This is a genomic window from Nocardioides lentus (assembly GCF_039529515.1).
In the GTDB taxonomy this organism is placed as follows: Bacteria; Actinomycetota; Actinomycetes; order Propionibacteriales; family Nocardioidaceae; genus Nocardioides; species Nocardioides lentus.
In genome coordinates this window covers 35,784-59,113 of record NZ_BAAAMY010000002.1, presented here as the reverse complement: position 1 = coordinate 59,113, position 23,330 = coordinate 35,784, and the positions used below count along the sequence as shown (strand labels likewise).

General features: G+C 74.4%; 22 protein-coding genes. 12 read left to right on the top strand and 10 right to left on the bottom strand.

The window, feature by feature from the left end; all coding sequences use genetic code 11:
* Positions 1-125 precede the first annotated feature (125 nt).
* From kdd to ABD158_RS03700, 8 genes are all read left to right on the top strand, one after another.
* Complete coding sequence (gene kdd / locus ABD158_RS03735; protein ID WP_344003908.1) at positions 126-1,181, top strand: L-erythro-3,5-diaminohexanoate dehydrogenase; 1,056 nt, start codon at positions 126-128, stop codon at positions 1,179-1,181.
* Positions 1,178-2,707 carry an amidohydrolase gene (locus ABD158_RS03730; protein WP_344003905.1) on the top strand — a complete coding sequence of 510 codons (1,530 nt, stop codon included), beginning with the start codon at positions 1,178-1,180 and terminating at the stop codon, positions 2,705-2,707. Before kdd ends, ABD158_RS03730 begins: the two co-directional genes overlap by 4 nt.
* Entirely contained in the window at positions 2,704-4,299 is a 1,596-nt protein-coding gene (gene kamD, locus ABD158_RS03725; protein WP_344003903.1) for a lysine 5,6-aminomutase subunit alpha, read from the top strand. Before ABD158_RS03730 ends, kamD begins: the two co-directional genes overlap by 4 nt.
* Positions 4,296-5,033: a lysine 5,6-aminomutase subunit beta gene (gene kamE, locus ABD158_RS03720; RefSeq protein ID WP_344003901.1), complete on the top strand. Its 738-nt coding sequence runs from the start codon at positions 4,296-4,298 to the stop codon at positions 5,031-5,033. The genes kamD and kamE overlap by 4 nt, the downstream gene beginning before the upstream one ends.
* Positions 5,030-5,425, top strand: coding sequence for a 3-aminobutyryl-CoA ammonia lyase (kal, locus tag ABD158_RS03715; RefSeq protein ID WP_344003898.1), 396 nt, complete (start codon positions 5,030-5,032; stop codon positions 5,423-5,425). Before kamE ends, kal begins: the two co-directional genes overlap by 4 nt.
* Positions 5,426-5,862: 437 nt before the next feature.
* Positions 5,863-7,482: an apolipoprotein N-acyltransferase gene (gene lnt, locus ABD158_RS03710; RefSeq protein ID WP_344003895.1), complete on the top strand. Its 1,620-nt coding sequence runs from the start codon at positions 5,863-5,865 to the stop codon at positions 7,480-7,482.
* A 26-nt stretch (positions 7,483-7,508) separates the two neighbouring features.
* On the top strand, positions 7,509-8,282 hold the full coding sequence (locus ABD158_RS03705) for a polyprenol monophosphomannose synthase (RefSeq protein WP_425573154.1): 774 nt from the start codon (positions 7,509-7,511) through the stop codon (positions 8,280-8,282).
* Positions 8,279-8,836 (top strand): FxsA family protein, encoded by a 558-nt coding sequence (locus ABD158_RS03700; protein WP_344003890.1) that lies wholly within the window; start codon positions 8,279-8,281, stop codon positions 8,834-8,836. The genes ABD158_RS03705 and ABD158_RS03700 overlap by 4 nt, the downstream gene beginning before the upstream one ends.
* Positions 8,837-8,842: 6 nt before the next feature.
* Here the strand turns inward: ABD158_RS03700 and ABD158_RS03695 are convergent, their stop codons facing one another.
* The 4 genes from ABD158_RS03695 to ABD158_RS03680 form a co-directional block, all read right to left on the bottom strand.
* Entirely contained in the window at positions 8,843-9,226 is a 384-nt protein-coding gene (locus ABD158_RS03695) for an RNA polymerase-binding protein RbpA (protein ID WP_344003884.1), read from the bottom strand.
* 127 nt (positions 9,227-9,353) lie between these two features.
* Positions 9,354-10,715: an MFS transporter gene (locus tag ABD158_RS03690; RefSeq protein WP_344003881.1), complete on the bottom strand. Its 1,362-nt coding sequence runs from the start codon at positions 10,713-10,715 to the stop codon at positions 9,354-9,356.
* An 8-nt stretch (positions 10,716-10,723) separates the two neighbouring features.
* Positions 10,724-11,521, bottom strand: a complete 798-nt coding sequence (locus ABD158_RS03685; protein ID WP_344003878.1) for a glycerophosphodiester phosphodiesterase family protein — start codon at positions 11,519-11,521, stop codon at positions 10,724-10,726.
* A gap of 32 nt (positions 11,522-11,553) precedes the next feature.
* A complete protein-coding gene (locus tag ABD158_RS03680) occupies positions 11,554-13,089 on the bottom strand; it encodes a helix-turn-helix domain-containing protein (RefSeq protein ID WP_344003875.1) in 1,536 nt (511 codons plus the stop codon).
* A 129-nt stretch (positions 13,090-13,218) separates the two neighbouring features.
* Here ABD158_RS03680 and ABD158_RS03675 point away from each other — a divergent pair, with 129 nt between their 5' ends.
* Positions 13,219-14,937, top strand: a complete 1,719-nt coding sequence (locus ABD158_RS03675) for an alkaline phosphatase D family protein (RefSeq protein ID WP_344003872.1) — start codon at positions 13,219-13,221, stop codon at positions 14,935-14,937.
* Between the two features lie 211 nt (positions 14,938-15,148).
* On the opposite strand, the gene ABD158_RS03670 is transcribed toward ABD158_RS03675, so the two are convergent.
* Positions 15,149-16,102 carry a type IV toxin-antitoxin system AbiEi family antitoxin domain-containing protein gene (locus tag ABD158_RS03670; protein WP_344003869.1) on the bottom strand — a complete coding sequence of 318 codons (954 nt, stop codon included), beginning with the start codon at positions 16,100-16,102 and terminating at the stop codon, positions 15,149-15,151.
* A 281-nt stretch (positions 16,103-16,383) separates the two neighbouring features.
* Between ABD158_RS03670 and ABD158_RS03665 the strand changes: the two genes are divergently transcribed.
* Positions 16,384-16,671, top strand: coding sequence for a DUF3072 domain-containing protein (locus ABD158_RS03665; protein WP_344003866.1), 288 nt, complete (start codon positions 16,384-16,386; stop codon positions 16,669-16,671).
* A 30-nt stretch (positions 16,672-16,701) separates the two neighbouring features.
* Here the strand turns inward: ABD158_RS03665 and ABD158_RS03660 are convergent, their stop codons facing one another.
* Complete coding sequence (locus tag ABD158_RS03660) at positions 16,702-17,949, bottom strand: MFS transporter (RefSeq protein WP_344003863.1); 1,248 nt, start codon at positions 17,947-17,949, stop codon at positions 16,702-16,704.
* Positions 17,950-17,989: 40 nt separating this feature from the next.
* Here ABD158_RS03660 and ABD158_RS03655 point away from each other — a divergent pair, with 40 nt between their 5' ends.
* Both ABD158_RS03655 and ABD158_RS03650 read left to right on the top strand, forming a co-directional pair.
* On the top strand, positions 17,990-18,604 hold the full coding sequence (locus ABD158_RS03655; RefSeq protein ID WP_344003860.1) for a GrpB family protein: 615 nt from the start codon (positions 17,990-17,992) through the stop codon (positions 18,602-18,604).
* A complete protein-coding gene (locus ABD158_RS03650) occupies positions 18,601-19,341 on the top strand; it encodes an HAD family hydrolase (protein WP_344003858.1) in 741 nt (246 codons plus the stop codon). The genes ABD158_RS03655 and ABD158_RS03650 overlap by 4 nt, the downstream gene beginning before the upstream one ends.
* Before the next feature lie 30 nt (positions 19,342-19,371).
* On the opposite strand, the gene ABD158_RS03645 is transcribed toward ABD158_RS03650, so the two are convergent.
* The 4 genes from ABD158_RS03645 to ABD158_RS03630 form a co-directional block, all read right to left on the bottom strand.
* Positions 19,372-19,965 (bottom strand): TMEM165/GDT1 family protein, encoded by a 594-nt coding sequence (locus ABD158_RS03645; protein ID WP_344003856.1) that lies wholly within the window; start codon positions 19,963-19,965, stop codon positions 19,372-19,374.
* A 240-nt stretch (positions 19,966-20,205) separates the two neighbouring features.
* Positions 20,206-21,012: a carbohydrate ABC transporter permease gene (locus ABD158_RS03640; RefSeq protein WP_344003853.1), complete on the bottom strand. Its 807-nt coding sequence runs from the start codon at positions 21,010-21,012 to the stop codon at positions 20,206-20,208.
* Positions 21,012-21,941 (bottom strand): carbohydrate ABC transporter permease, encoded by a 930-nt coding sequence (locus ABD158_RS03635; protein WP_344003850.1) that lies wholly within the window; start codon positions 21,939-21,941, stop codon positions 21,012-21,014. Before ABD158_RS03635 ends, ABD158_RS03640 begins: the two co-directional genes overlap by 1 nt.
* A complete protein-coding gene (locus ABD158_RS03630) occupies positions 21,938-23,287 on the bottom strand; it encodes an ABC transporter substrate-binding protein (RefSeq protein WP_344003847.1) in 1,350 nt (449 codons plus the stop codon). The genes ABD158_RS03635 and ABD158_RS03630 overlap by 4 nt, the downstream gene beginning before the upstream one ends.
* Positions 23,288-23,330 lie beyond the last annotated feature (43 nt).

Below are 23,330 nucleotides of genomic sequence, written 5' to 3'. Positions count from 1 at the left end.
GGTGCGCGCGTCGGTTGGCGACGCCGCGTGTGCTCTGTCACGATATGCGGAAGATCTCCGGCGAGTCCAACTCCTCGCCGCAAGACGTACGGCGAGTCGCGCAGAGAAGGGCAGAACGAATGGCGATGGGGGACCCGTTGGGGTTGCACCGGGTGCTGGAGCCGGCGGGGGCGCTGCCCCAGGCCGCGCAGCGCCTCGACGCCCGGCCCGAGCTGTGGGCCGACGAGGTGCGGATCGCGGTCGAGCGCCTCAACCTCGACGCGGCCTCGTTCCGCCAGCTCAGCGAGAAGCACGGCGGGGACGGCGAGGCGGTGCGGGCCGAGGTCCTCGAGATCGTCGGCGCGCGCGGCAAGATGCACAACCCGGTCACCGGCTCCGGCGGCATGCTCGTCGGGACCGTCGAGGAGGTCGGTCCCGCCTCGACCCTCGGGCTCGCCGTCGGCGACCGGGTGGCCACCCTGGTCTCGCTGACCCTGACCCCGCTGCACCTCACCGACGCGCTCGCCGGCTGGGACGGGCGCTCCGAGCAGGTCCCCGCCGCCGGCCACGCGGTGCTCTTCGGACGCTCGGTGGCCGCACGCCTGCCCGAGGACCTCCCGGCCGAGCTGGCGCTCGCCGTCATGGACGTCTGTGGGGCGCCGGCCCTCACCGCGCGCCACGTCGCGCGCCACGTCGACCTCGACAGCGACCGTGGCGTCGGCCCCCGGGTCGCCGTCGTCGGGGCGGCCGGCAAGTCCGGGTCGCTGTGCCTCGCCGCCGCGCGACGGGCCGGGGCGCGCGCCACCGTCGGGGTCGTGCCGCACGACGGGGAGGCCGCCACGCTGCGCGCGGCCGGGCTGGCCGACGAGGTCGTCGTGTGCGACGCCCGCGACCCCGTCGCCCTCCGCGACGCTGTCGCGGCGACCGGCGGACCCGCCGACGTGACGGTGGTGTGCGTCGACGTGCCGGGGTGCGAGGGTGGCGCCGTGCTCGCGACGGCCCAGGGTGGAACGGTGATCTTCTTCTCCATGGCGACCTCGTTCGCCGCGGCCGCGCTGGGCGCCGAGGGACTCGCCGCGGACGTCACGATGGTCGTCGGCAACGGCTACGTGCCCGGCCACGCCGACGTCGCCCTCGACCTGCTGCGCTCCGAGCCCGGCGTGCGGGCGCTCTTCGAGGCCCGGCTGGAGGCGCACGCGTGACCCGCCGGCTGCTGGTGCGCCGGGCACGGCTGCCGGGCTCCGCCGCCACCGCCGTCGCGGTCGAGGGCGACCGGATCGTCCTGGTCGGCGCGGAGGACGAGGCCGAGGCCTGGGACACCGGCGGCGCGGAGGTCCTCGACGCCGACGGCGCCCTGCTCACCGCCGGCTTCACCGACAGCCACGTCCACACCGTGCGGACCGGCTTCGCCCTCACCGGCCTCGACCTCACCGGCGCTCCCAGTCTCGCCGCCGTGCTGGACGCCGTCGCCGCCCACGCGGCGGCGAGCCCCGACGCCGGCGTCCTGCTCGGCCAGGGCTGGGACGAGACGGGGTGGGCCGAGCGTCGCGCCCCCACCGCGGCCGAGCTGGAGCGCGCCGCGCCCGGACGCCGGGTCCAGCTGACCCGGGTGGACGCCCACTCCGCGGTGCTCTCGCCCGCGCTGGCCGCCCTCGTGCCGGGCCTCGGCGACCTCGACGGGTCCTCCGACGACGGTCGGGTGGAGCGCGACGCCCACCACGCCGCCCGCGCCACGCTGGAGTCGCTGGTCTCCGACGCCGACCGGCTCGCCGCCGCCCGGGCCGCCGTCGGCGCCATGGCGGACGTCGGCCTCGTGGGCTTCCACGAGAACGCGGCGCCGCACATCGGCCCGGAGGCCGAGATCCCGCTCGTGCGTCGGGCGGCCGCGGACGCGGGGCTGCGGGCGACCGTCTACTGGGGCGAGCTGCTCGCCGTCGACACCGCCCGCAGGCTCGGGGCGACCGGGCTCGCCGGCGACCTCATCGCCGACGGCGCGTTCGGCTCCCGGACCGCCGCGCTCGCCGCGTCGTACGCGGACGCGCCCACGTGCGGCCACGCCTACCTGAGCGCCGAGCAGGTCGCCGACCACGTGGTGGCCTGCACCGAGGCCGGTCTGCAGGCGGGCTTCCACTGCATCGGCGACGCCGCGCTCGACGCGATCGGCGCGGGGTTCGCCGCCGCCCGTGACCGCCTCGGCGCCGCCCGGCTCCGTGCGGCCGGGCACCGCCTGGAGCACGTCGAGATGCCCTCGGCGGCGGTCGTCGCCGTGCTCGACGACCTCGGCGTCGTCGCGAGCGTGCAGCCGGTCTTCGACGCGCTGTGGGGCGGACCCGACGGCATGTACGCCGACCGGCTCGGCGAGCGGTGGCGCGTCACGAACCCGCTCGCCGCCCTCGCCGCCACCCGCGGCGGGCTCGCGATCGGCTCCGACTCGCCGGTCACCGCGCTGGGCCCCTGGGCCGCGGTGCGCGCCGCCGTGCACCACCACGCCCCCGAGCACCGCGTCACGGCGCCCGTCGCCTACGCCGCGCACACCGCCGGCTCGGCGGCGGCGGGCCGCGACGCCGACGGCGGTCGCCTCGAGGTCGGGGCACGTGCCGACCTCGCCCTGTGGGACTGCCCCGCCGGGCTGACCGACGACACCCTGCCGGTGCTGGACCCCGGCGCCGACCTTCCCGTCCTGCGCCACCTGCTGGTCGCCGGGCGCACCGTGAGGAGCACGACGTGAGCGACAAGCTCGGCCTGGACCCCGCCACCACCCGCCGGGCGCGCGAGCTCGCCGCCCGGATCGGCGAGCCCATCGTGGCCACCGCCCGCGAGCACACCACCGTCTCGGTCGAGCGCGCCACGCTGCGCCTGGCCGGCCTCAGTGGCGCCGACCCCGACGGGACGCCCTGGGTCAACCGGCTCGCCGAGGCCGTCCTCGCCGACACCGCACCGGACGGCGGGCTGTCCCTCGGCCTCAGCCTGCCGGTGTGGGACGCGCTGGTGCGCGGCGAGGCCCCGGACCTCGACGCCCTCGCGCGTCGCGCGTCGGCCGGGTCGGTGCGCTTCCGCGTGCCGACCGGCACGGACGCCGACCGGGCCGCCGAGGCCGCCCGGGCCGCCGTCGGCGCGGGGCTGGACCGCACCGACCACCGCCGCGCGGAGCGTGACGCCCTGGTCGCTGAGGTCGGCGACGCCCCGCGCCAGCCGTGGATCTACCTCATCGTCGCGACCGGCGACATCCACGAGGACATCGGCCAGGCGCGCGCCGCGGCCCGCGAGGGTGCCGACGTCATCGCGGTGATCCGCTCGACCGGCCAGAGCCTGCTCGACTACGTGCCGGAGGGCGCGACCCGCGAGGGCTTCGCGGGCACCTACGCCACCCAGGAGAACTTCCGGCTGATGCGGGCGGCGCTCGACGAGACCAGCCGCGAGCTCGGGCGCTACGTCCGGCTGACCAACTACGCCTCCGGGCTGTGCATGCCCGAGATCGCGGTGCTCGCCGGGCTCGAGCGGCTCGACATGATGCTCAACGACTCGATGTACGGGATCCTGTTCCGCGACATCAACCCCGTGCGCACCTTCGTGGACCAGCGCTTCAGCCGCCAGGTCCACGCCCGCGCGGGCATCGTCATCAACACCGGCGAGGACAACTACCTCACCACCGCCGACGCCGTCGAGGCCGCCCACACGGTGACGACCAGCCAGCTGCTCAACGAGTACTTCGCCCACGAGGCCGGGCTGCCCGACGCGCAGATCGGGCTCGGCCACGCCTTCGAGATCGACCCGGCGGTCCCCGAGTCCTTCCGCCTGGAGCTCGCGCACGCGCTCCTGGCCCGCGAGCTGTTCCCCGACGCCCCGCTGAAGTGGATGCCTCCCACCCGCCACATGACCGGCGACGTGTTCATGGGCAACCTGCTCGACGGCTTCTTCAACCTCGCCGGGGCGCTGACGGGCCAGGGGATCCTCCTGGTCGGGATGATGACCGAGGCGGTGGTCACGCCGTGGCTGTCGGACCGCGACATCGCCCTGCAGAACGTCCGCTACGTCATGAACGCCGCCGGGGGCCTCCACGAGGACTTCGTGCCCGCCCCCGACGGCCTGATCGTGCGGCGCGCCCACCAGGTGCTGGGGGAGTCCCTCGAACTGATGGAGCGGATCCTCGCCCACGAGCACGGGCTGCTCGACGCGATCGCGGACGGCACCTTCGGTCTCATGAAGCGACCGGCCGACCGCGGCCGCGGCCTCGACGGCGTGGCGAGGAAGGCCCCGTCGTACCTCAACCCCGCGACGGACCTGCTCGACGGACGGGTCACGGAAGGAGGCTCCCGATGAGCATCGTGCGGCCGTACGGCGACACCACCGGCGACGGGATGGTGCAGCTGAGCTTCACCCTGCCCGTGCCCCACGGCAAGCGCGCCGAGGGCGCCGCGGCGCAGCTGGCCAACAAGATGGGCATGGACCCGGCGCTGGTCGTCCACAGCAAGCCGATGGGCACGGACTTCACCTTCTTCGTCGTCTACGGGCGCGTGCAGCACCTGGTCGACACCGACCAGGTCGAGGTGGTGGAGCGCGACTACCCGCTGCTGACCCCCAAGGAGGTCAACGCCGCGGTCAAGGAGCGCCTGCGGCGGCGGATGGTCGTCGTCGGGGGCTGCATCGGCACCGACGCCCACACCGTCGGCATCGACGCCATCCTCAACATCAAGGGGTTCGCCGGGGAGAAGGGCCTCGAGTACTACCGGGAGCTGAAGGTCGTGAACCTCGGCGCGCAGGTCTCCGTGCCCGAGCTGGTCGAGCGCGCGCGGGCCGAGTCGGCGGACGCGGTGCTGGTCTCCCAGGTCGTCACCCAGCGCGACGCCCACCTGCTCAACACCCGCGAGATGTCGGCCGCGTTCCGCGAGTCCTTCGCCGACGACACGCGCCCGCTGCTGGTCGTGGGCGGACCCCGCTTCGACGAGACGATGGCCTCCGAGCTCGGCGTCGACCGGGTCTTCGGCCGCGGCACCACGCCCGGCGAGGTCGCCAGCTTCCTCGTGCACCGCGTGACCTCGGCGGTGGCCGCGTGAGCGCCCCGGAGGTGGGCGCCCGGGTCGTGCACCGCCGCTACGTGCCCTACAGCCACGCCCACTACGCCGGCCACCTGGTCGACGGCGCCTACGGCCTCGGGCTGTTCGGGGACGCGGCCACGGACCTGTCGATCACCACCGACGGCGACGAGGGACTGTTCGCCTCCTACGACGAGGTGCGGTTCCACGCGCCCCTGCGCGCCGGTGACGTCGTCGAGGTCGCGGCCGAGCTGGTGCGGGTCGGGACCCGCTCGCGCCGCATGGCGTTCACCGTCCACGTCGTCGCCCGGGGGGCCGCCACGCCCGACGCCCCGGGGGCCGCGGTGGTGCTCGACGAGCCGCTGCTGGCGACCTCGGCGAAGGGCACCGTCGTGGTGCCGCCACGCCCCTGACGCGGGGTCCGCGGGCCGGCGCCGACACCTCGGCGTGTCCGCCGGTGACACGCCGGACGGCCGTGAGTTACAGGCCTGTAGTTCGGCGCGGGCCTCGTCGCGCTGACCTGCGGTTTCGCGCGTTCGTGCAGGTCAGCGCCGTGTTGACACGGTCGCGGCGGTGCACGAAAGTCAGGGAGTCAGCTCGTGCAGTCCGCGGTCCGGGGACCGGCGTCCGAGTGGCGGTCATGGAGGGTCGGGTACCACGACCCCGCCTCGATCGTTCACGGAGGTCGGTCCCACCCGTGGGGAGCGGACGCGGAAGGGGTCGTCACCCAGTAGACAACTTCCCGGGGTCGGCAGCCGGTCGGCCACGGGTCGGTCCGAAGGGTGCGCGACCCCTTCCGCTGTGCTGCTCCGCCGCCGGTCTCCTCGACCCTCGCCGGTAGGTTCGCCGCGTGCTCGTGTCCGCGGTCCTCGCCCTCGCGAGCGGTCTCCTCCTCGCCGGGGCCTTCGAACCCGTCGGGGTCGCGGCACTCGCGCCCCTCGGTGTCGCCGGGGCCGTGCTGGCCGTGCACCGCCTGCGCGAGCGTCGCGCGATCGCGGCGTTCGTGCCCGGGCTCCTCACCGGGCTCGGCTTCCTGCTCCCGCTGTGGTCGTGGCTCGGCGAGATCGGACCCGATGCCTGGATCGCGGTCAGCATCCTCGAGGCCTCCTTCTACGGCGCCTGGGCGGTCGCCGCGGTCCTGCTGATGCGGCTGCGGGCGTGGCCGCTGTGGGTGGCCGCCGCCTGGCTGGCCACCGAGTCCGTGCGTGGCTCCTGGCCCTTCGGCGGCTTCCCCTGGGGACGGCTGGCCTTCGCCACCGCCGACACGCCGTACGCCGCCGGGATGGCCTGGTGGGGCGCCAACGGGGTCTCGCTGCTCGTGGCCCTCACCGGGGTCCTCGGTGCGTGGGCGGTGCTGGTCGTGCGCGCCCACCCCGGACGGGTCGGGGCCGCGGCCGCCGGGCTCGTCGCGGTCGTGGCCCTGCCCGTCGTCGCGCCGTACGACGCCGCGCCCGACGGGTCCGCCGGGACGGCGCGGATCGCCGCCGTCCAGGGCGACGTGCCCGGCCCGGGCAACGACGTCCTCTACGACTCCCTGCAGCTGACCGAGAACCACGCCGAGGCCACCGAGGCCCTCGCCGCCGACGTCGCCGCGGGCCGCACCCCCGCGCCCGACCTGGTGGTCTGGCCCGAGAACTCGACCACCGTCGACCCGTTCGCGACCTCCGGGCTCGGTCTCGCGGTGGGCCAGGGCATCGACCGTGCGGTCGAGGCCGTCGGGGTCCCGGTCCTCGTCGGTGCGATCGTCGACGCGCCCGAGGAGGGCCGGGTGCTCAACCAGGGCATCGTCTACACCCCCGGCGTCGGTGCCGGGCAGCGCTACACCAAGCGGCACCCCGTCCCGTTCGGGGAGTTCATCCCGTTCCGCGACGCCTCCTGGTTCTCCGCCCTGTCCGCGCAGATCGAGCGTCTCGACCTCGTGCCGCGCGACATGCTCGCCGGCACCCGCAGCGAGCCGCTCGACGTCGGCGGGGTCGCCGTGGCCGACGCGATCTGCTTCGACGTGGCCTACGACGACGGGGTCCTCGCCCAGGTCGACGCCGGCGCCGAGGTGCTCGTCGTGCAGACCAGCAACGCCCTGTTCATCGACACCCCGCAGATCGACCAGCAGTTCGAGATCACCCGCCTGCGCGCGATGGAGTCGGGCCGCACGGCCGTCGTGGCCGCGATCAACGGCGTCTCCGGCGTGATCGGCCCCGACGGCGAGGTCCGGCAGAGCGCCGACCCCCGGACCCGCGCCGTGCTCGAGGCCGACGTGGTGCTCGCCGACTCCGCGCCGCCCTCGGTGCTCGTCGGGCCGTGGCTGGGCCGGGCCGCGACGACGCTCGCGGTGCTGGCCCTGCTGCTGGCCCTCGCGCTGCCGCGGCTGCCCGTGACCGCACGCGCCCGCCTCGGGTCGGCCCCGTATCGTCGGTCCTCCGGGGCCCCGCCGCACGAGGGGGCCGCCCAGCCCGCGGAGGAGGGACCGTGAGCACCGAGCACCCGGGGCGCACCGTCATGGTCGTGCCCACCTACAACGAGGCCGACAACCTCGCCTGGATCGTGGGACGCCTGCGCACCCGCCACCCCGACGTCCACGTGCTCGTCGTCGACGACGCCTCGCCCGACGGCACCGGCCGTGTCGCCGACGAGCTGGCCGCCGACGACCCCGGCGTGCAGGTGCTGCACCGCGCCGGCAAGGAGGGCCTCGGGGCCGCCTACCTGGCGGGCTTCGCGCGCGCCCTCGCCGACGGGTACGACGTCGTGGGGGAGATGGACGCCGACGGCTCCCACCAGCCGGAGCAGCTCGACCGGCTCCGCGACGCCCTCCTCCGGCGTCCCGGTCCCGACGGCGTCGCGGGGGCCGACCTGGTCATCGGGTCCCGCTGGGTGCCTGGCGGGTCGGTGGTCAACTGGCCGAGGCGACGCGAGGCGCTCTCGCGCGGCGGCAACCTCTACGTGCGCTCGCTGCTGGGCATCGACGTCCGCGACGCGACCGCCGGCTACCGGCTGTTCCGCCGTGAGACCCTCGAGGCGATCGACCTCGCCTCCGTCGCCTCGACCGGTTACGTCTTCCAGACGGACCTCGTCTGGCGGACGCTGCGCGCGGGCCTGCGCGTCGTCGAGGTGCCCATCGAGTTCGTCGAGCGGGAGCGGGGCGAGTCGAAGATGAGTGGTCGTGTCGCCCTGGAGTCGCTCCTGCGGATCACCGGCTGGGGCCTGCGGGAGCGCCGAGCCCGCGCCGCCCAGGGGGCTCGTCGGATGGCCCGCGCCGGTCGGGACGCCCGGTGAGCACGACGCCCCCGCCCCGGCGCAGGCGCCCGCTCACGGCGCTGCTGGCGGTGGTGTTCCTCGTCGTGCCGCTGATCGAGCTGTACGTGCTGATCCAGGTGGGCCAGGTCATCGGCGGCTGGCCGACGATCGGCCTGCTCCTGCTGTCCGCCGTGCTCGGCGGCTGGCTGGTACGACGGGAGGGCCGGCGGGCCTGGACGGAGCTCTCGGGCGCCCTGCGGTCGGGCCGGATGCCGGCCCGTGAGCTCGCCGACGCGGGTCTCGTGCTGACGGGCGGGCTGCTCATGGTGGCGCCGGGCTTCGTGACCGACGTGGTCGGGCTCCTCCTGGTCCTGCCGGTGACGCGACCCGTGGCGCGTCGAGCCCTCACCGGCTTCGCGGTGCGCCGGGCGTCGGCCCAGGTGGCTGGGAGCGGCGTGCCCGGCTTCCCGGGAGCGGGTCGACCGGGGACGCACCACGGGCCGCCTCCCGGAGGGAGACGGCCCGCGGGGGGTCCTGACGTCGTGCCTGGTGAGGTGGTCGACGACCCGCCCCGACCTCGCGACGACGGGTGAGTCGGGTCAGGCCGGGGTCTTGCGCTTGCGCGGAGCGCGGTGCAGGTGCGCCGGGCCGATCTCGCCGCCGCGGAGCAGCTCGAGACGCTCCTTGAGGATGTCCTCGAGCTCGGTCTCGCTACGGCGCTCGAGCAGCATGTCCCAGTGGGTCCGAGCCGGCTTCTCCGGCTTGACCTCCTTCTCGATGCCCTGGGTGCTCAGGCCCTCGGCCCCGCACCGCGGGCACTCCCAGACCGCCGGCACGTCGGCCTCGACCGACATCGTGATCTCGAAGTTGTGTCCCCTCGAGCACAGGTAGCCCACCTGCTGGCGCGCGGCGAACTCGATTCCGCGCTCGTCCTCGAAGCTCTGACCACCCAGTCGGGCGCCGCGCAGTGTCCTCTCCGCCACGGTGCCACCTCCATTCGCGTCCCCATGTCAGCAGTTGTGACGGCCCCGTGGTGGTGGGGGCACGAGGTCGCGCCCCCGTGGCCGTCAGTTCGTTCAACTGTAACGACCGGGCCAGAATTCCGACCCGTCAGCGCGTGGCGGGCCCGGCAGCGGCGCCGCGGGCCCCGCGGGGTGGCCGACCGACCCCGAGCAGCAGCGCCAGACCGGCCAGCAGCACGGCGACGATGCCCAGGATCCCCCAGTGGCCGACCTCGTCCTGGCGGGCACCGGTGAGCGCCGCACCGAGCGTGATGGCCAGCGCGAACCCGGCCGGGGCGAGGAAGCTCACCGCACGTCCGGTGGTGGCGTAGAGACCGAACACCTGGCCCTCGCGACCCGGCGGGATCATCCGCGACAGGTACGTCCGCGACGCCGACTGCGCGGGCCCCACGAAGACGCTGAGGGTGAGACCGAGCACCCAGAACACGACGGTGCCCTCGTCGTGGAGGGCGAAGATGCCGAGGCCGGCGACGACCATGGCCGCGAGCGCACCGACGATGACCCGCTTGGGGCCGATCCGGTCGTCGAGGTAGCCGAAGCCGATGGTGGCGATCCCCGCGACCACGTTGGCGGCGATGCCCAGCACGATCACCTGGCCGGCGTCGAAGCCGAAGGAGCCGGCGGCGATGACGCCGGCGAATGCGAAGACCCCCGCCAGGCCGTCGCGGAAGACGGCGGAGGCCCCGAGGAAGTAGACGAGCGTCCGGTCCTCGCGCCACAGCGCCGCCACCGACCTGCCCAGTGCGCGGTACGAGGCGACGACCCCGGGGCGCCGCGGCCGGTCGGGGCCCGCGGGGGCCACCGGCTCGTCGCGCAGCGTCAGCAGCACCGGCAGCGCGAAGACGAGCGTCCAGGCGGCGCACAGCAGCATCGCCACGCGGACGTCCAGGCCGTCGGCGTCGGTGACGCCGAACAGCCCGACCTCCGGGGCGATCAGGCCGAGGTAGACGACCAGCAGCAGGACGATGCCCCCGAGGTAGCCCAGACCCCAGCCGAGGCCCGAGATCCGGCCGACGGTCTCCGGGGTCGAGACGCGGACCAGCAGCGCGTTGTAGTTGACCTCGGCGAGCTGGAAGAAGACGTTGCCGACGGCGAGCGCCACGAGGCCGAACCACAGCCACGACTCGGACGGCTCCACGAGGAACAGCGCGGCGGAGGCGACGACCACGACGCCGGTGTGGATCCCCAGCCACCGGGTGCGGTGGCCCGCGCCGTCCGCGCGCTGCCCGCTGACCGGCGCCGTGAGAGCGACGACGACCCCGGCGGCGGCCAGGGCCCAGCCGAGGCGGCTCTCGGCCTGCGGCCCGAAGGCGTCGGAGGTGAGGTAGACGCTGAAGACGAAGGTGGTGATGACCGCGTTGAAGGCGGCGCCGCCCCAGTCCCACAGTCCCCAGGCCAGCACCGGCCAGCGCCCGGTGCGGTGCCCGGGCGGGACGGTCGCCGGACCCACCGGTCCCGCTACGTCGTCGGCCACAGCCCGCGTCCCCTCAGCACGTCGCCGAGTATGTCGGTCCGGTCGGTCATCAGCCCGTCGACACCCGCGTCGAGCAGGCGCTCCATCTCGTCGGCCTCGTCCACGGTCCACACGTGGACCTCGAGGCCGGCGGTGTGGGCCCGCCGCAGCAGCGCGGGGGTCAGCACCCGCAGGCGCCCCCGTCGTACGGGCACCTGGAGGGCGCGGGCCCGCGGCGCGACGACGCGGGCGAGCCGTCCCGGCAGCAGCCGGTACGCCGCGACCTCCGCGACGTGCGCCGACGTCGCGACCCGGTCGCCGGCCAGCCGGCGGAAGCGTCGCAGGTGGCGCGGGGAGAACGAGCCGACCAGCACCCGGTCGGCGTCCGGGCGGGTCGCGAGCAGGTCGGCGAGGGCCTCCGCCGTGCCCTCGCCCTTGAGGTCGACGTTGATCCGCACGTCGTCGAACGCGTCGAGGAGCTCGACCAGCAGGGGGACCCGCTCGCGCCCGGCGACCCGCACCGCGGCCACCTCGGCGGCGCTCAGGTCCGCGATCGCCCCGACGCCGTCGGTGACCCGGTCCAGCGACGCGTCGTGGAAGGCGACGAGCACCCCGTCGCGCGTGCGGTGGACGTCGGTCTCGAGGCACCGGTAGCCGAGCGCGACGGCGTGGGCGAACGCCGTCATGGTGTTCTCCAGACCCACGAGCTCGGGGTGCCGGGCGCCCCCGCGGTGGGCGTAGGCGTGCACGGGCCGCGTGCCCGGCCCGTCCTCGCGCGGGGGCGCGTCCCCCGCCGGAGGCACGACCGCGTCCACCGCCGGGGGTCCCTCGCCGCTCAGATGTCGCGGAACGGCTCGATGTTGGCGCCGAGCAGGTTCAGCCGCGCGGCGAGGTCCTCGTAGCCGCGGTGGATCACGTAGGTCGACCGCAGCACCGAGGTGCCCTTCGAGGCGAGCATGGCCAGCAGGATGACCACCGCGGGACGGAGCGCGGGCGGGCAGACGATCTCGGTGCCCGACCAGTGCGTGGGGCCCTCGACGAGCACCCGGTGCGGGTCGAGCAGCTTGACCTGGCCGCCCAGCTTGGTGAGCTCGGTGAGGTAGATCGCGCGGTTCTCGTAGACCCAGTCGTGCAGCAGGGTCTGGCCCTCGGCGACCGCCGCGATGACCGCGAAGAACGGCAGGTTGTCGATGTTGAGGCCCGGGAACGGCATCGGGTGGATCTTGTCGAGCGGCGCGTGCAGCTCGGAGGCCCGGGTCGTGATGTCGATGAGCCGGGTGTGGCCGTTGAGCGCGACGTACTCGGGGGAGCGGGAGTACTGGAAGCCCATCTCCTCGAGCAGCGCCAGCTCGATCTCGAGGAACTCGATCGGCACGCGGGTGATGGTGATCGACGACTTGGTGACGATCGACGCCGCGAGCAGCGACATCGCCTCGATCGGGTCCTCGCTGGGGGCGTAGTCGACGTCGACGTCGATGCGCTCGCGGCCGGTGACCCGCAGCGTGGTGGTGCCGATGCCCTCGACGTCCACGCCCAGCTTCTGCAGGAAGAAGCAGAGGTCCTGGACCATGTAGTTGGAGGAGGCGTTGCGGATCACGGTGGTGCCGGGGTTGAGCGCGGCGGCCATCAGCGCGTTCTCGGTGACCGTGTCGCCGCGCTCGGTCAGCACGATCGGGCGCTCGGGCTCGACCTGCTCGCTGACCGTGGCGTGGTAGCTGCCCTCGGTGGCCTTGACCTCGAGGCCGAAGGGACGCAGCGCCGACATGTGGGGCTCGACGGTGCGGGTGCCGAGGTTGCAGCCCCCGGCGTAGGGCAGCGCGAAGGTCTCGGCGCGGTGCAGCAGCGGCCCCAGGAACATGATCACCGAGCGGGTACGACGGGCCGCGGCCTCGTCGATGTGGTCCAGGTCGAGCTCGACGGGCGGCACGATCTCGAGGTCGTTGTCGGCGTTCAGCCAGCGGGTCTTCACCCCCAGCGACTCGAGCACCTCGAGCAGGCGGTTGACCTCCTCGATGCGCGCGACCTTGCGCAGGACGGTGCGGCCGCGGTTGAGCAGGGTCGCGCAGAGCAGGGCGACGCCGGCGTTCTTGGAGGTCTTGACCTCGATCGACCCGGACAGCGTCGTGGGGCCCGTGACCCGCAGGTGGGTGGGCCCGGCGCCGAGGGCGACGATCTCGGAGTCGAGGGCCTGCCCGATGCGGGCCAGCATCTCGAGGGAGAGGTTCTGGTGGCCCCGCTCGATGCGGTTGATCGCGGGCTGGCTGGTGGAGAGCAGCTCGGCGAGCTGGTGCTGGGTCAGGCCCCGGTGCTTGCGGGCGTCGCGGATCAGGTAGCCGATGCGCGTCTTGTAGTCCTCGGTCTGGCTCGACATGTCACCACCGTATATCAGATATGAGATAAGAGCGCGGACGGCGCGGTCCGCGGGTCGGGCGGCGGGTGAGAGGATCCCGGACATGGACGCCCCCACCGCTCACCGGAGTGCCCGATCGAGTCTGGTCCGATGAGCGACGAGCAGCAAACCGACACCCTGGTGCTCGGCCCGATGATGCGCTACGTCGACACCGACTCCGCGACCGTGTGGGTCGAGACCTCCCGGGCCTGCGAGGTCGTCGTCGAGGCCGGCCCGGTGCGGGCCTCGGCGCGCACCTTCGGCGCCCACGGCCACCACTACGCGCTGGTCGAGGTCGAGGGGCTGGAGCCCGGGAGCCGCGTGCCCTACACCGTCTCCGTGGACGGCGAGCAGGTCTGGCCCGAGGCGGGCTCGCCGTACCCGGAGCCGGTGATCGCGACCATCCAGGCCGGCAAGCCGCTGCGCATGGCCTACGGCTCGTGCCGCACGAGCGTCTCGCACGACCAGGCCGGCAACGACCTGCACGGCGTCGACGCCCTGCGCTCGTACTCCATGCGGATGGCGGGGGTCACCGGCGAGGCGGACTTCCGCTGGCCCGACCTCGTCGTGTTCCTCGGCGACCAGGTGTACGCCGACGAGACCACCGACGCCATGCGCGAGTTCATCGCCGCCCGCCGCGACATCGAGCAGGCGCCGTGGACGGAGCTCGCGGACTACGAGGAGTACGCCCACCTCTACTGGCTCGCCTGGAGCGACCCGGCCAACCGCTGGCTGCTCTCGACCCTGCCGAGCTCGATGATCTTCGACGACCACGACGTGCGCGACGACTGGAACACGTCGTACGCCTGGCGCCAGCAGATGGAGGCCACGTCGTGGTGGCACGGCCGGATCGTCGCCGGGCTGGGGTCGTACTGGGTCTACCAGCACCTCGGCAACCTCTCGAAGGCCGAGCGCGCGGCGGACCCGCTGTGGCAGCGGGTCACCTCCCACGCGGCGTTCGCGGACGCGTCCGAGGAGCTGGACCTGACCGAGGCGCTCGACGCGTTCGCGGACCGCGCCGACGCCGAGCCCTCGTCGTACCGCTGGAGCTACGTGCGCGAGTTCGGCGACCAGGCCAGGCTCGTCGTCATCGACACCCGCGCCGGACGCGTCCTCGAGCCCGACCACCGGGCGATGCTGGACGACGAGGAGATGACCTGGCTGTCGGAGCAGCTGCGCGGCGACGTGGACCACCTGTTCGTGGGGTCGTCGCTGCCGTTCCTGCTGGCCCCCGGGCTGCACTACGTCGAGGCGTTCGGCGAGGCCCTGGCCGGCGGGGCCTGGGGGTCCCGCCTGGGCCGGCTGGGGGAGAAGCTGCGCCAGGGCGTGGACCTCGAGCACTGGGCGGCGTTCCAGGAGAGCTTCCAGGCCGTGACCGACATGGTCATGGAGGTCGCCACCGGCCGTCGCGGGCGGGCACCGCGGACGGTCACCTTCCTGTCGGGCGACGTCCACCACAGCTTCGTCTCCGAGGCGCGCGTGCGGCCCAGGACGGGCCTGCCGCCGCTGAAGAGCCGGCTGCTGCAGGCGGTGTGCTCGCCGATCCGCAACCCGCTGCCGCGCCGGATGCGGTTCGCGACCGCGGTCCTCTCGTACGGCGTGGCGGGCCCGATCGGCCACGTCGTGGCCCGCTCCGCGAAGGTCCCCGACGCCCCGCTGACCTGGTCGCTGCTGCGCGGACCCTGGTTCGACAACAACCTCGCCAGCCTCGAGGTCACCGACGACGGTCTCGCCCTGTGGTGGGTCCGCGGCACCGTCACCGACGGCGACCACGACGCCCCCGCCCTCGAGACCGTCGCCAGCATCGAGGTCGTCGCCCCCCGCCACTGACCCCGCGCCCCCGACCCCGCGCCCCCGACCCCGCGCCCCCGACCCCGCGCCCCCGACCCCGCGCCGCGGCGCCCCTCACGCCGCCCGCGGTTTCACCAGGTATGTCGATCAGCCGCCACTTCTCGTCGCTGGCACGACGCGAGGAGTGACGGCGTCATGACATACCTGGTGAAACCGCGCCGGCGGTCGGGCGGCCGCCCTCGCAGCGGGTTCAGGCCAGCGCACGACGGGCCGCCACGGCCCGGTCGATGCGCGCGCGGAGCCGCGCGGGGTCGGCGAGGTCCGCCCAGACGACGCGGATCACCGTGAAGCCGGTCAGCTCCCGTACGAGGTCCTCGCGGCGCTTCTCGGCGACCAGCGCCTCGGCGGGCGTCGTTCCCGGGGCGAGGAGCCGCCCGTACTTCGCCAGGCCGTCGAACTCGACGACGATCCCGAGGCCGGGCCACGCCAGGTCGCAGACGGCGACGACCTCGCCGTCGTGGTCGCGGACCTCGTACTGGAGCACCGGGGCGGGCATCCCGGCGCAGCGAAGCCGCCAGCGCAGGCGGGACTCGCCGACGCTCTCGGCGCGCCCGTCGGACATCCGCACCACCACGTGGAGCTTGCGGGTGCGGGGCCAGCGTGCCATCGCCAGGAACTGCCGGTGCACCTCCTCGTCGGTCGCGAGGCGCCGGTGCTTGAGGGAGTCGAGGACGACCAGGGCCGACTCGGCGTCGCCGAGCGTCGCGGCCTCCAGGGCGCAGCGTGCCGGCGGGAGGACGAGGCGCCCGCCGTCCTCCGACACCTCCTCCTCCCGGGTGCGCCCGAGGTGGTGGACGATGCCGCGGGCCCGCCGTCCGGTGCCGCCGTCGAGGCGGGTGACGTGCACGGTGTCGAGGGGCAGGCCCCAGACGTCGAGGCCGTGGGCGAGCGCCCCGGTCAGGTGGCTCAGGGCGACGGCTCCGTCACCCATCTGGTGGGTCCACGTGTCGGCGAGGAGCAGGTGCTTGCCGACGCCGTCGAGTGCGCGCCACGCCGGTCCGGGCGCGTAGTAGCCGTGGCGCACGCGTGCGAGGGAACCGTCACGGCGTCCGGCTGCGAGGTCGGCGTCGCGGAGCCCGGAGTCCAGCGCCTCGGCGCGGGAGAAGAACCCGCGGGACGACGCGCGGTGGTCGAGGAGGTCCATGCCGGCAGCCTCCGACCCCGGCGACGCCGCGCGGGCGTCCGGTCGGCCGGGCTGTGCATCGCCCGAGCACCGCGCCAGCTGTGGAGGTGATCCGGCGCGGGGCCGCTCGACGGTGGTTTCACCAGGTATGTCCGTAACCTGCCGCTTCTCGCTCACCGCGAAGCGCGAGAAGTGACAGCACCGACACATACCTGGTGAAACCGCGCCGGCCTCGCGACGTCGCGCGGACGGAGCTGTGGACGACGGGCCGCGGTGTGGGGCGGGGGTGCTACGTTCGGGACATGACTGATTCGAACACAGATTCGACGCCCGACGCGAGCGTGACCGGCCCGGGCTCGGGTGCGGACGCCGAGGTCCTGGGGGCCACCGGCAACGACGCCGGGGGGACCACCGAGAAGGACCCGGAGAACTGGGTGACCGGCGACCAGCCGGCGACCGGTGCGCAGAAGAGCTACCTCGACACGCTCGCCCGCGAGGCGGGGGAGACGCTGTCGGGCGACCTCACGAAGGCCGAGGCCTCCGAGCACATCGACCGGCTCCAGCAGAAGACCGGTCGCGGCGCGAGCTGAGGACGGCGGGTCGGCGGGGGTCGGCGCTCGTCAGCGAGCCCGGCTGAGCACCACGACCGGGAGCAGCGCGAGCGCCAGCACCCCGCCGCCGACCGCCAGGAGCGGGAAGCCGGCGGCGCCGACGACCACGCCCGACAGGCCCCCGCCCGCGGCCCCGGCCAGCGCGATCAGCACGTCGAGGCTGCCCTGGGTCCGGGCGCGCGTGGCCAGGTCGGTGCCGTCGATGACCAGTGCGGTGCCGCTGATGAGACCGAGGTTCCACCCGAGGCCCAGCAGCACCAGCGACAGCGTGAGCAGGCTCAGCGACCCACCCGGTGCCACCGCGCCGACCACCCCCGCCGCGAGCAGGGTGAGCGCCGAGGCCACCGCCATCGGGATGCGACCCACCCGGTCGACCAGCGGCCCGGTGACCAGTGACGGCAGGAACATCGCCGCGACGTGGGCCCCGATGACGAACCCCACCTCGCCCAGCCCGTGGCCGTGGGACCGCATGTGCACCGGGGTCATGGTCATCACCGCGACCATCGTGACCTGCGTCAGGACCATGACCGTGCCGCCCACCAGCACCCCGCGCGAGACCCGTCCGAGGGTCGCGACGGGGCTCGCGGGCGTGGCCTCCTGCGCGGCGAGCGCCCGCGCCACCAGGTACGGGTCGGGTCGCAGCGCGACCACCAGCACCAGCCCGGCGAGGGCGTAGGTGACGGTCGCGAGGAGGAACGGCCCCGCCAGCGGCGGCACGCCGAGCGCGGACGCGAGCCCGCCCAGGGGCTGCACGAGGTTCGGCCCGGCCACCGCGCCGAGGGTGGTCGCGACCAGGGCCGTGGACACCGCGGTCCCGCGCCGCTCCGGCGTGGCGAGGTCGGTGCCGGCGTAGCGCGCCTGCAGGTTCGTCGCCGTGCCCGCGCCGTAGAGGAACAGGCTGACGAACAGCAGCACCGCCGAGCCGAGGACGGCCGCCAGGACGACGCCCGCGGAGCCCGCCGCCCCGACGAGGAAGCCGATCCCGAGCCCCACTCGCCGCCCGGAGCGCTGGGAGAGACGACCGACCCCGTACGCCGCGGCCGCCGACCCCAGCGTGAACAGCGCGGCCGGCAGACCCGCGACCCCGGCCCCGCCGAGCATCTCGGCGGCCAGGAGTGCGCCGACCGTGATGCCGGCCGCCAGCCCGGCACCGCCGAAGACCTGGCAGGCGACCACGACGCGCAGGGTCCGCCGCTGCAGGGCCGCCCGCTCGTCGGCGGAGGTCAGCAGGGCCCGCGGCACCTCGGTGGTCGACACGGCGCCCATCCTGCCGCCCCGCTCTCGTAGGGTCGGGTCCGTGGTCAGCCGCACCGACATCACGACGTTCCACGACCCGCCCCCGCCGCCGGGGGAGTCGCCCTGGGTCGGCGGCTACGTCCCCGCCGTCGGCGTCGACGTGGTCGAGCCGGACCCCGCCTGGCCCCTCGCGTACGACGCGGTGGCCGCCCTCGTCCGCGAGGCGCTCGGTCTGCGGGTCCTCCTGCTCCAGCACGTCGGCTCGACGTCGGTGCCGGACCTGCCGGCCAAGCCGATCCTCGACGTCGACCTCGTCGTCGCCGATCCCGAGGACGAGCCGCGGTGGCTGCCGCCCCTGGAGGCGGCCGGCTTCGTGCTGCGTGTGCGCGAGCCCTGGTGGCACGGCCACCGGTGCCTGCGCCTGGAGGATCCGGCGGTCAACCTGCACGTGTTCGGACCCGAGTCGCCGGAGCCCTGGAAGCACCGCGTCTTCCGCGACTGGCTGCGCGCGGACGCGGACGACCGTGAGCTCTACGCCCGTGCCAAGCGCGGTGCGGCCGCGGCGAGCAACGCCGCCGGGGAGCACACGATGGCCTACAACGCCCGCAAGGAGGCCGTGGTGCGGGACGTCTACGGTCGCGCCTTCGCGGCCGCCGGTCTCACGGACGGCGGGTGACCGAGCTGTCGACCGGCCCGCGGCGCTCCCTGCGCGCGGTCGTCCTCGACCTCGACGACACCCTCCTCGACCACCGGGCGGCGGCCTCGGAGGCGGTCCTCGCGTTCGCCGCCGCCCACGGCCTGCGGCGACCCGCCGACGACCTCCTCGCCGCGTGGCACCACCTCACCGACGTCCACTACGCGCGCTACCAGCGCCGCGAGCTGAGCCACCTGGAGCACCGCCGGGTCCGGATCCGGGCGTTCACCGGCCGCACGGACGCCACCGACGCCGAGGCGGACCGCCTGTTCGGCGACTACCAGCGGCGCTACGCGGCCGGCTGGCGGGCCTACGACGACGCGCTCCCCGCCCTGCAGCGCTGCCGCCGGGCGGGGCTCGCCGTCGCCGTGCTGACCAACGGGGAGACCGACATCCAGACCGCCAAGCTGCGCACGACCGGCCTGCTCGGGGCCGTCGACGTCGTGGCCGCGTCGGCCGACCTGCCGGCGGCCAAGCCCGACGCGAGGGCGTTCACGGCAACGGCCGCCCGGCTCGGGGTGGCGGTGGCGGAGGCCGTCATGGTGGGCGACTCGGTGGCCAACGACGTCCGTGGCGCCCTCGGCGCCGGGATGGGCGCCGTGCTCGTGGACCGCCACGACGCCGGCGCACCGCCCGACCTCGCCCACGTGGTCCGCGTGCACGACCTCTCGGCGCTGCCGGACACGCTCAGCGGCGCGCTGCCGGGCCTCCCCGGCTGACCCCCACCGACCCGGACCGGCGGGACCGGGTCAGCCCAGCACGCCGGCGCCCTCGAGGATCAGCAGCACGCCGAAGATCGCGAACAGCACCGCGGCGCCGATCTTGATCACCTTCTCGGGCAGGTGCCGGCCGAGCACCGCGCCGACCACGATCGCCAGCGCGTCGGCCGCGACCATGCCCAGGGTCGAGCCGATCCAGACGCCGACCCAGTCCTCGCGGGTGGCCAGGACGATCGTCGCGAGCATGGTCTTGTCACCCAGCTCGGCGAGGAAGAACGCGGTGCCGACCGCGACGATGGCGGCCTTGGTCGCGTTGCGCGCCTTGCTGGCCTCGGCCTCGGTGAGCTCGTCGCCGCGCAGCGTCCAGGCCGCGAAGGCGAGGAAGGCGACGCCGGCGACGACCGAGATCGCGCCCTGGTAGTCCTCGAAGGCGGTGCCCATCGCGTAGCCGATGCCGACCGAGGCGAGGTGGACGACCGCGGTGGCGACGGTGATGCCGATGAGGACGTCGCGGGCGCGGTAGCGGGTGGCGAAGGTCATCGCCATGAGCTGGGACTTGTCGCCGAGCTCGGCGACGAAGATGACGCCCGTCGACAGCGCGAAGGCGTAGAGGATCTCGGACACGGGGCTTCTCCGTTCGGCGCCCGGCCGGACCACGGACCCCGGGAGAGGACGCGCTTCCGACCGAGCGCGTCGTCGTGTGGCAGGGGACGGTGCGCTGGTCGAAAGTCTCGTCCGCCACCTCGCGGTGGCCCGCCGTGCCGGGACCGCCGAGGCGGGCCAGTGTGTCGACACGGCTGTTGGGGACTACTCCCTTTCGGGGGTCACGCTACCCCACCCCCGACGGTTCCGACGACCCGGCGCTCACTTGAGGCCGGAGCGGGCCAGGCCGGCCACGAAGTAGCGCTGGAGCACGACGAACATGACCAGCAGGGGCACCGAGGACAGCAGCGCCATCGCCATGATCCCGCCGTAGTCGGCGTCGTAGGCGCCCTGCAGGAACCGCAGCGCGACCGGGAGCGTGTAGAGGTCGGGGTCGCGCAGCGCGATCAGCGGCCACAGGAAGTCGTTCCACTGCTGCATGAACGCCAGCAGGGTCATCACCGCGAGCAGCGGCTTCGACAGCGGCAGGACGACGCGGCGGAAGGCGCCGAACGTCGTGCACCCGTCGACGCGGGCGGCATCGGTGAGCTCGTCGGGCACCGAGAGGAAGAACTGGCGTGCGAGGAAGACCCCGAGGGCGGTCGACGCCGAGGGCAGCACGACCGCCCAGAAGAAGCCCACGAGACCGAGGGCGGAGACCACCTGGAACTGCGGGATCATGATCGCCTGCGTCGGGATCATGAGCGTGCCGAGCACCACCAGGAACGCGACCGAGCGGCCCACGAAGCGCAGCTTGGCCAGGGCGTAGCCCGCCAGCAGGTTGACGACCACCGACAGCACGGTCGTCAGGCCCGCCACGAGCAGCGCGTTGCCGAACCAGCGCCAGACCGGGAACTGCTCGAACAGTCCGGAGAAGTTGGCGGTCGTCCACTCCGCCGGCCACAGCCCGGCGCCGCCGTCGAGGAGCAGCTCGCGCGGGGTGAACGCGACCACCACCATCGCGTACAGGGGGAGGGCGAACACCGCGGCGACGGCGAGCGAGACGCTCACCCGGGCCCAGGTCGGCATCAGACCTCCCCCCGGTCGCCGCGGCGGTTGGCCGCCAGCTGGAGCAGGGTCACGAGCAGGGTGAGCAGGAACAGCACGACGCCCACGGTGGCGCCGTAGCCGAAGTTGCGGGCGGGCCCGAAGCCCTGGTCGTAGGCGTAGGTGACCAGCATGGTCGTGGAGTAGCCCGGGCCGCCGTTGGTCATGACATAGACGATGTCGAAGATCTGGAACGACCAGATCATGTTGACGACGACGAGGAAGAACGTCGTGGGCCGCAGCGTCGGCACGATCATGCGGCGCGCCACGACCCACGGCGTCGCGCCGTCGACGCGGGCGGCGTCGAGCATGTCGGGGTCGACGTCCTGCAGCGCGGCGAGGTAGACCAGCAGCGCGAACCCGACCCGGGTCCACAGGACGATCACCATCACGGAGATCATCGCCAGCGTGCCGTCGCTCTGCCACGACACCGGGCCCACGCCGAGGTCGGCGAGGACGCCGTTGACGATGCCGATCGACTCGTCGAACAGCAGCAGGCCGACGAGCGCGACCACGACGGTGCTGACCACGACCGGCAGGTAGACGATCGTCCGGGCGACGGTGCGCCCCGGCATGGCCTTGTCGAGGAGCAGGGCGAGGGCCAGGCCGAGCACGACGGTGAGCGGGACCGTGACGGCGGTGAACACGACGGTGTTGAGCACCGCCCGCCAGAACACGTCGTCGCCGACGAGGCGGACGAGGTTGTCGAGCCCGGTGAAGCGGCCCGGGCCGAACGGCCGCTTGGCCTGGAACGACAGCACGACCGCCCAGCCGAGCGGCAGCAGGAGGAAGACCGCGACCAGCAGGGCGTTGGGCGCCAGCATCGCCCAGGCGGCGCGGGTGTCGGGCTGCCGACGGGTCGGGCGTCGGGCCCGGTCCGGGCGGCGCAGCGGCGCCGGGGGAGCGCTCACGCCACACCACCCGTCTCGTTCAGCGCCGCCGTGGCGTCGACCTGCTCGGCGACGGCCCCCAGCGTGTCCGACACGGAGGCGCCGCCCAGGAAGCACTGCTCGAGCTCGTTGCCCAGGGCGGTGTTGACCTCGGCGAACGTCGGCGTGGTCACGTCCGCCACGTCGCGGTCGGTGATCGTGGTGATCTGGTCGGCGTAGACGGGCATCAGGTCGGCCCCCAGGGCGAAGTCCAGCCCGGTCGCGAGCACCGAGTCGCGGGTCGGCAGGAGGACGGCCTCGGCGCAGAAGTCGGCCATCTGACGTGCGTCCGCCATGAACAGCAGGTACGCCGTGGCGAGGTCGGGGTTGGTGGCGTCGCGGTTGGCGACCAGGGCGTTGCCGCCCAGCTCGCTGGCCCGACGGGCGTCGCGGGGCTGGTAGGTGACGGCGTAGCCGAAGCGGTCGCCGATGGTCTCGGCGAACGCGGGCAGCAGGAAGTTGCCGGCGAACACCATCGACAGCCGCCCCGAGGTGAACAGGGCGTCCGGGAGCGTGGTGGCCTTGGTCGACGTCGCCGCCGGCACCCACCCGCGGTCGAAGAACGAGCGCGTGAAGTCGAGGGCCCGGGTGCCGGCCTCGTCGTCGAGGGCGGCGGCGGTGAGGTCCTCGTCGTAGAGCTGACCGCCCGCGGCGTAGAGCCAGGTGAGCCAGCGGAAGGCGCCGAACTCCTGCCAGTTGACCGCGAACGGCGCGGTCCTCTCGGGCCCGGCGTCGCGCAGCGTGTCGGCGACCCGGCCGAACTCCTCCCAGCTCCACGCGTCCTCGGGCCGGTCGGGCACGGGACCCAGCCCGGCCGCCTCGAAGGCGTCGGGCCGGTACAGCAGCGCCGAGGTGTCGACGTGCTGCGGCACCCCGAAGACCCGCTCGCCGAAGGACACCGCGCCCATGAAGGCGGGGCGCACGTCGGCCGCGAGGTCGTCGGCGGCGTCGGTGAGGTCGAGCAGCTGGCCGGTGCCGGAGTACAGGCCCATCGTCGGGTAGTCCACGCGGAAGACGTCGGGGGCGGTGCCCGCGAGGAGACCCGAGTCGACCGCGGTCAGCGCCTCGGCGAAGGGGACGTACGTGACGTCGACGGTCGTGCCCGGGTTCTCGTCCTCGAAGCGTCGCGCGAGTCGCTGGTACAGGTCCGCCTCGGTGTCCGTGCCGTAGACCTGCACCGTCAACCGGTCCCGGCTGCCGCGCGAGGTGCTGGAGACCCGCTCGGTCAGCCCGGCGCAGCCGCCGCTCGCGGCGAGGCCCCCGAGCGCGAGACCCCCGAGCAGCGCGCGGCGCCCGAGCCGTGGCGTCGGGCGGGAGGCGGTGGGCACGGGAGGCGAGTACCCCGCACCTCCCCCGAGCAGTAGCGGCACC

What these genes read in the sequence shown, in the direction of transcription:
- ABD158_RS03665 (WP_344003866.1), top strand. Translation starts at nt 16,384, where the DNA reads ATGACTGATTCGAACACAGATTCGACGCCCGACGCGAGCGTGACCGGC.
- ABD158_RS03640 (WP_344003853.1), bottom strand. Translation starts at nt 21,012, where the DNA reads ATGCCGACCTGGGCCCGGGTGAGCGTCTCGCTCGCCGTCGCCGCGGTG.
- ABD158_RS03670 (WP_344003869.1), bottom strand. Translation starts at nt 16,102, where the DNA reads ATGGACCTCCTCGACCACCGCGCGTCGTCCCGCGGGTTCTTCTCCCGC.
- kamE (WP_344003901.1), top strand. Translation starts at nt 4,296, where the DNA reads ATGAGCATCGTGCGGCCGTACGGCGACACCACCGGCGACGGGATGGTG.
- ABD158_RS03680 (WP_344003875.1), bottom strand. Translation starts at nt 13,089, where the DNA reads ATGTCGAGCCAGACCGAGGACTACAAGACGCGCATCGGCTACCTGATC.
- ABD158_RS03705 (WP_425573154.1), top strand. Translation starts at nt 7,509, where the DNA reads ATGGTCGTGCCCACCTACAACGAGGCCGACAACCTCGCCTGGATCGTG.
- ABD158_RS03675 (WP_344003872.1), top strand. Translation starts at nt 13,219, where the DNA reads ATGAGCGACGAGCAGCAAACCGACACCCTGGTGCTCGGCCCGATGATG.
- kdd (WP_344003908.1), top strand. Translation starts at nt 126, where the DNA reads ATGGGGGACCCGTTGGGGTTGCACCGGGTGCTGGAGCCGGCGGGGGCG.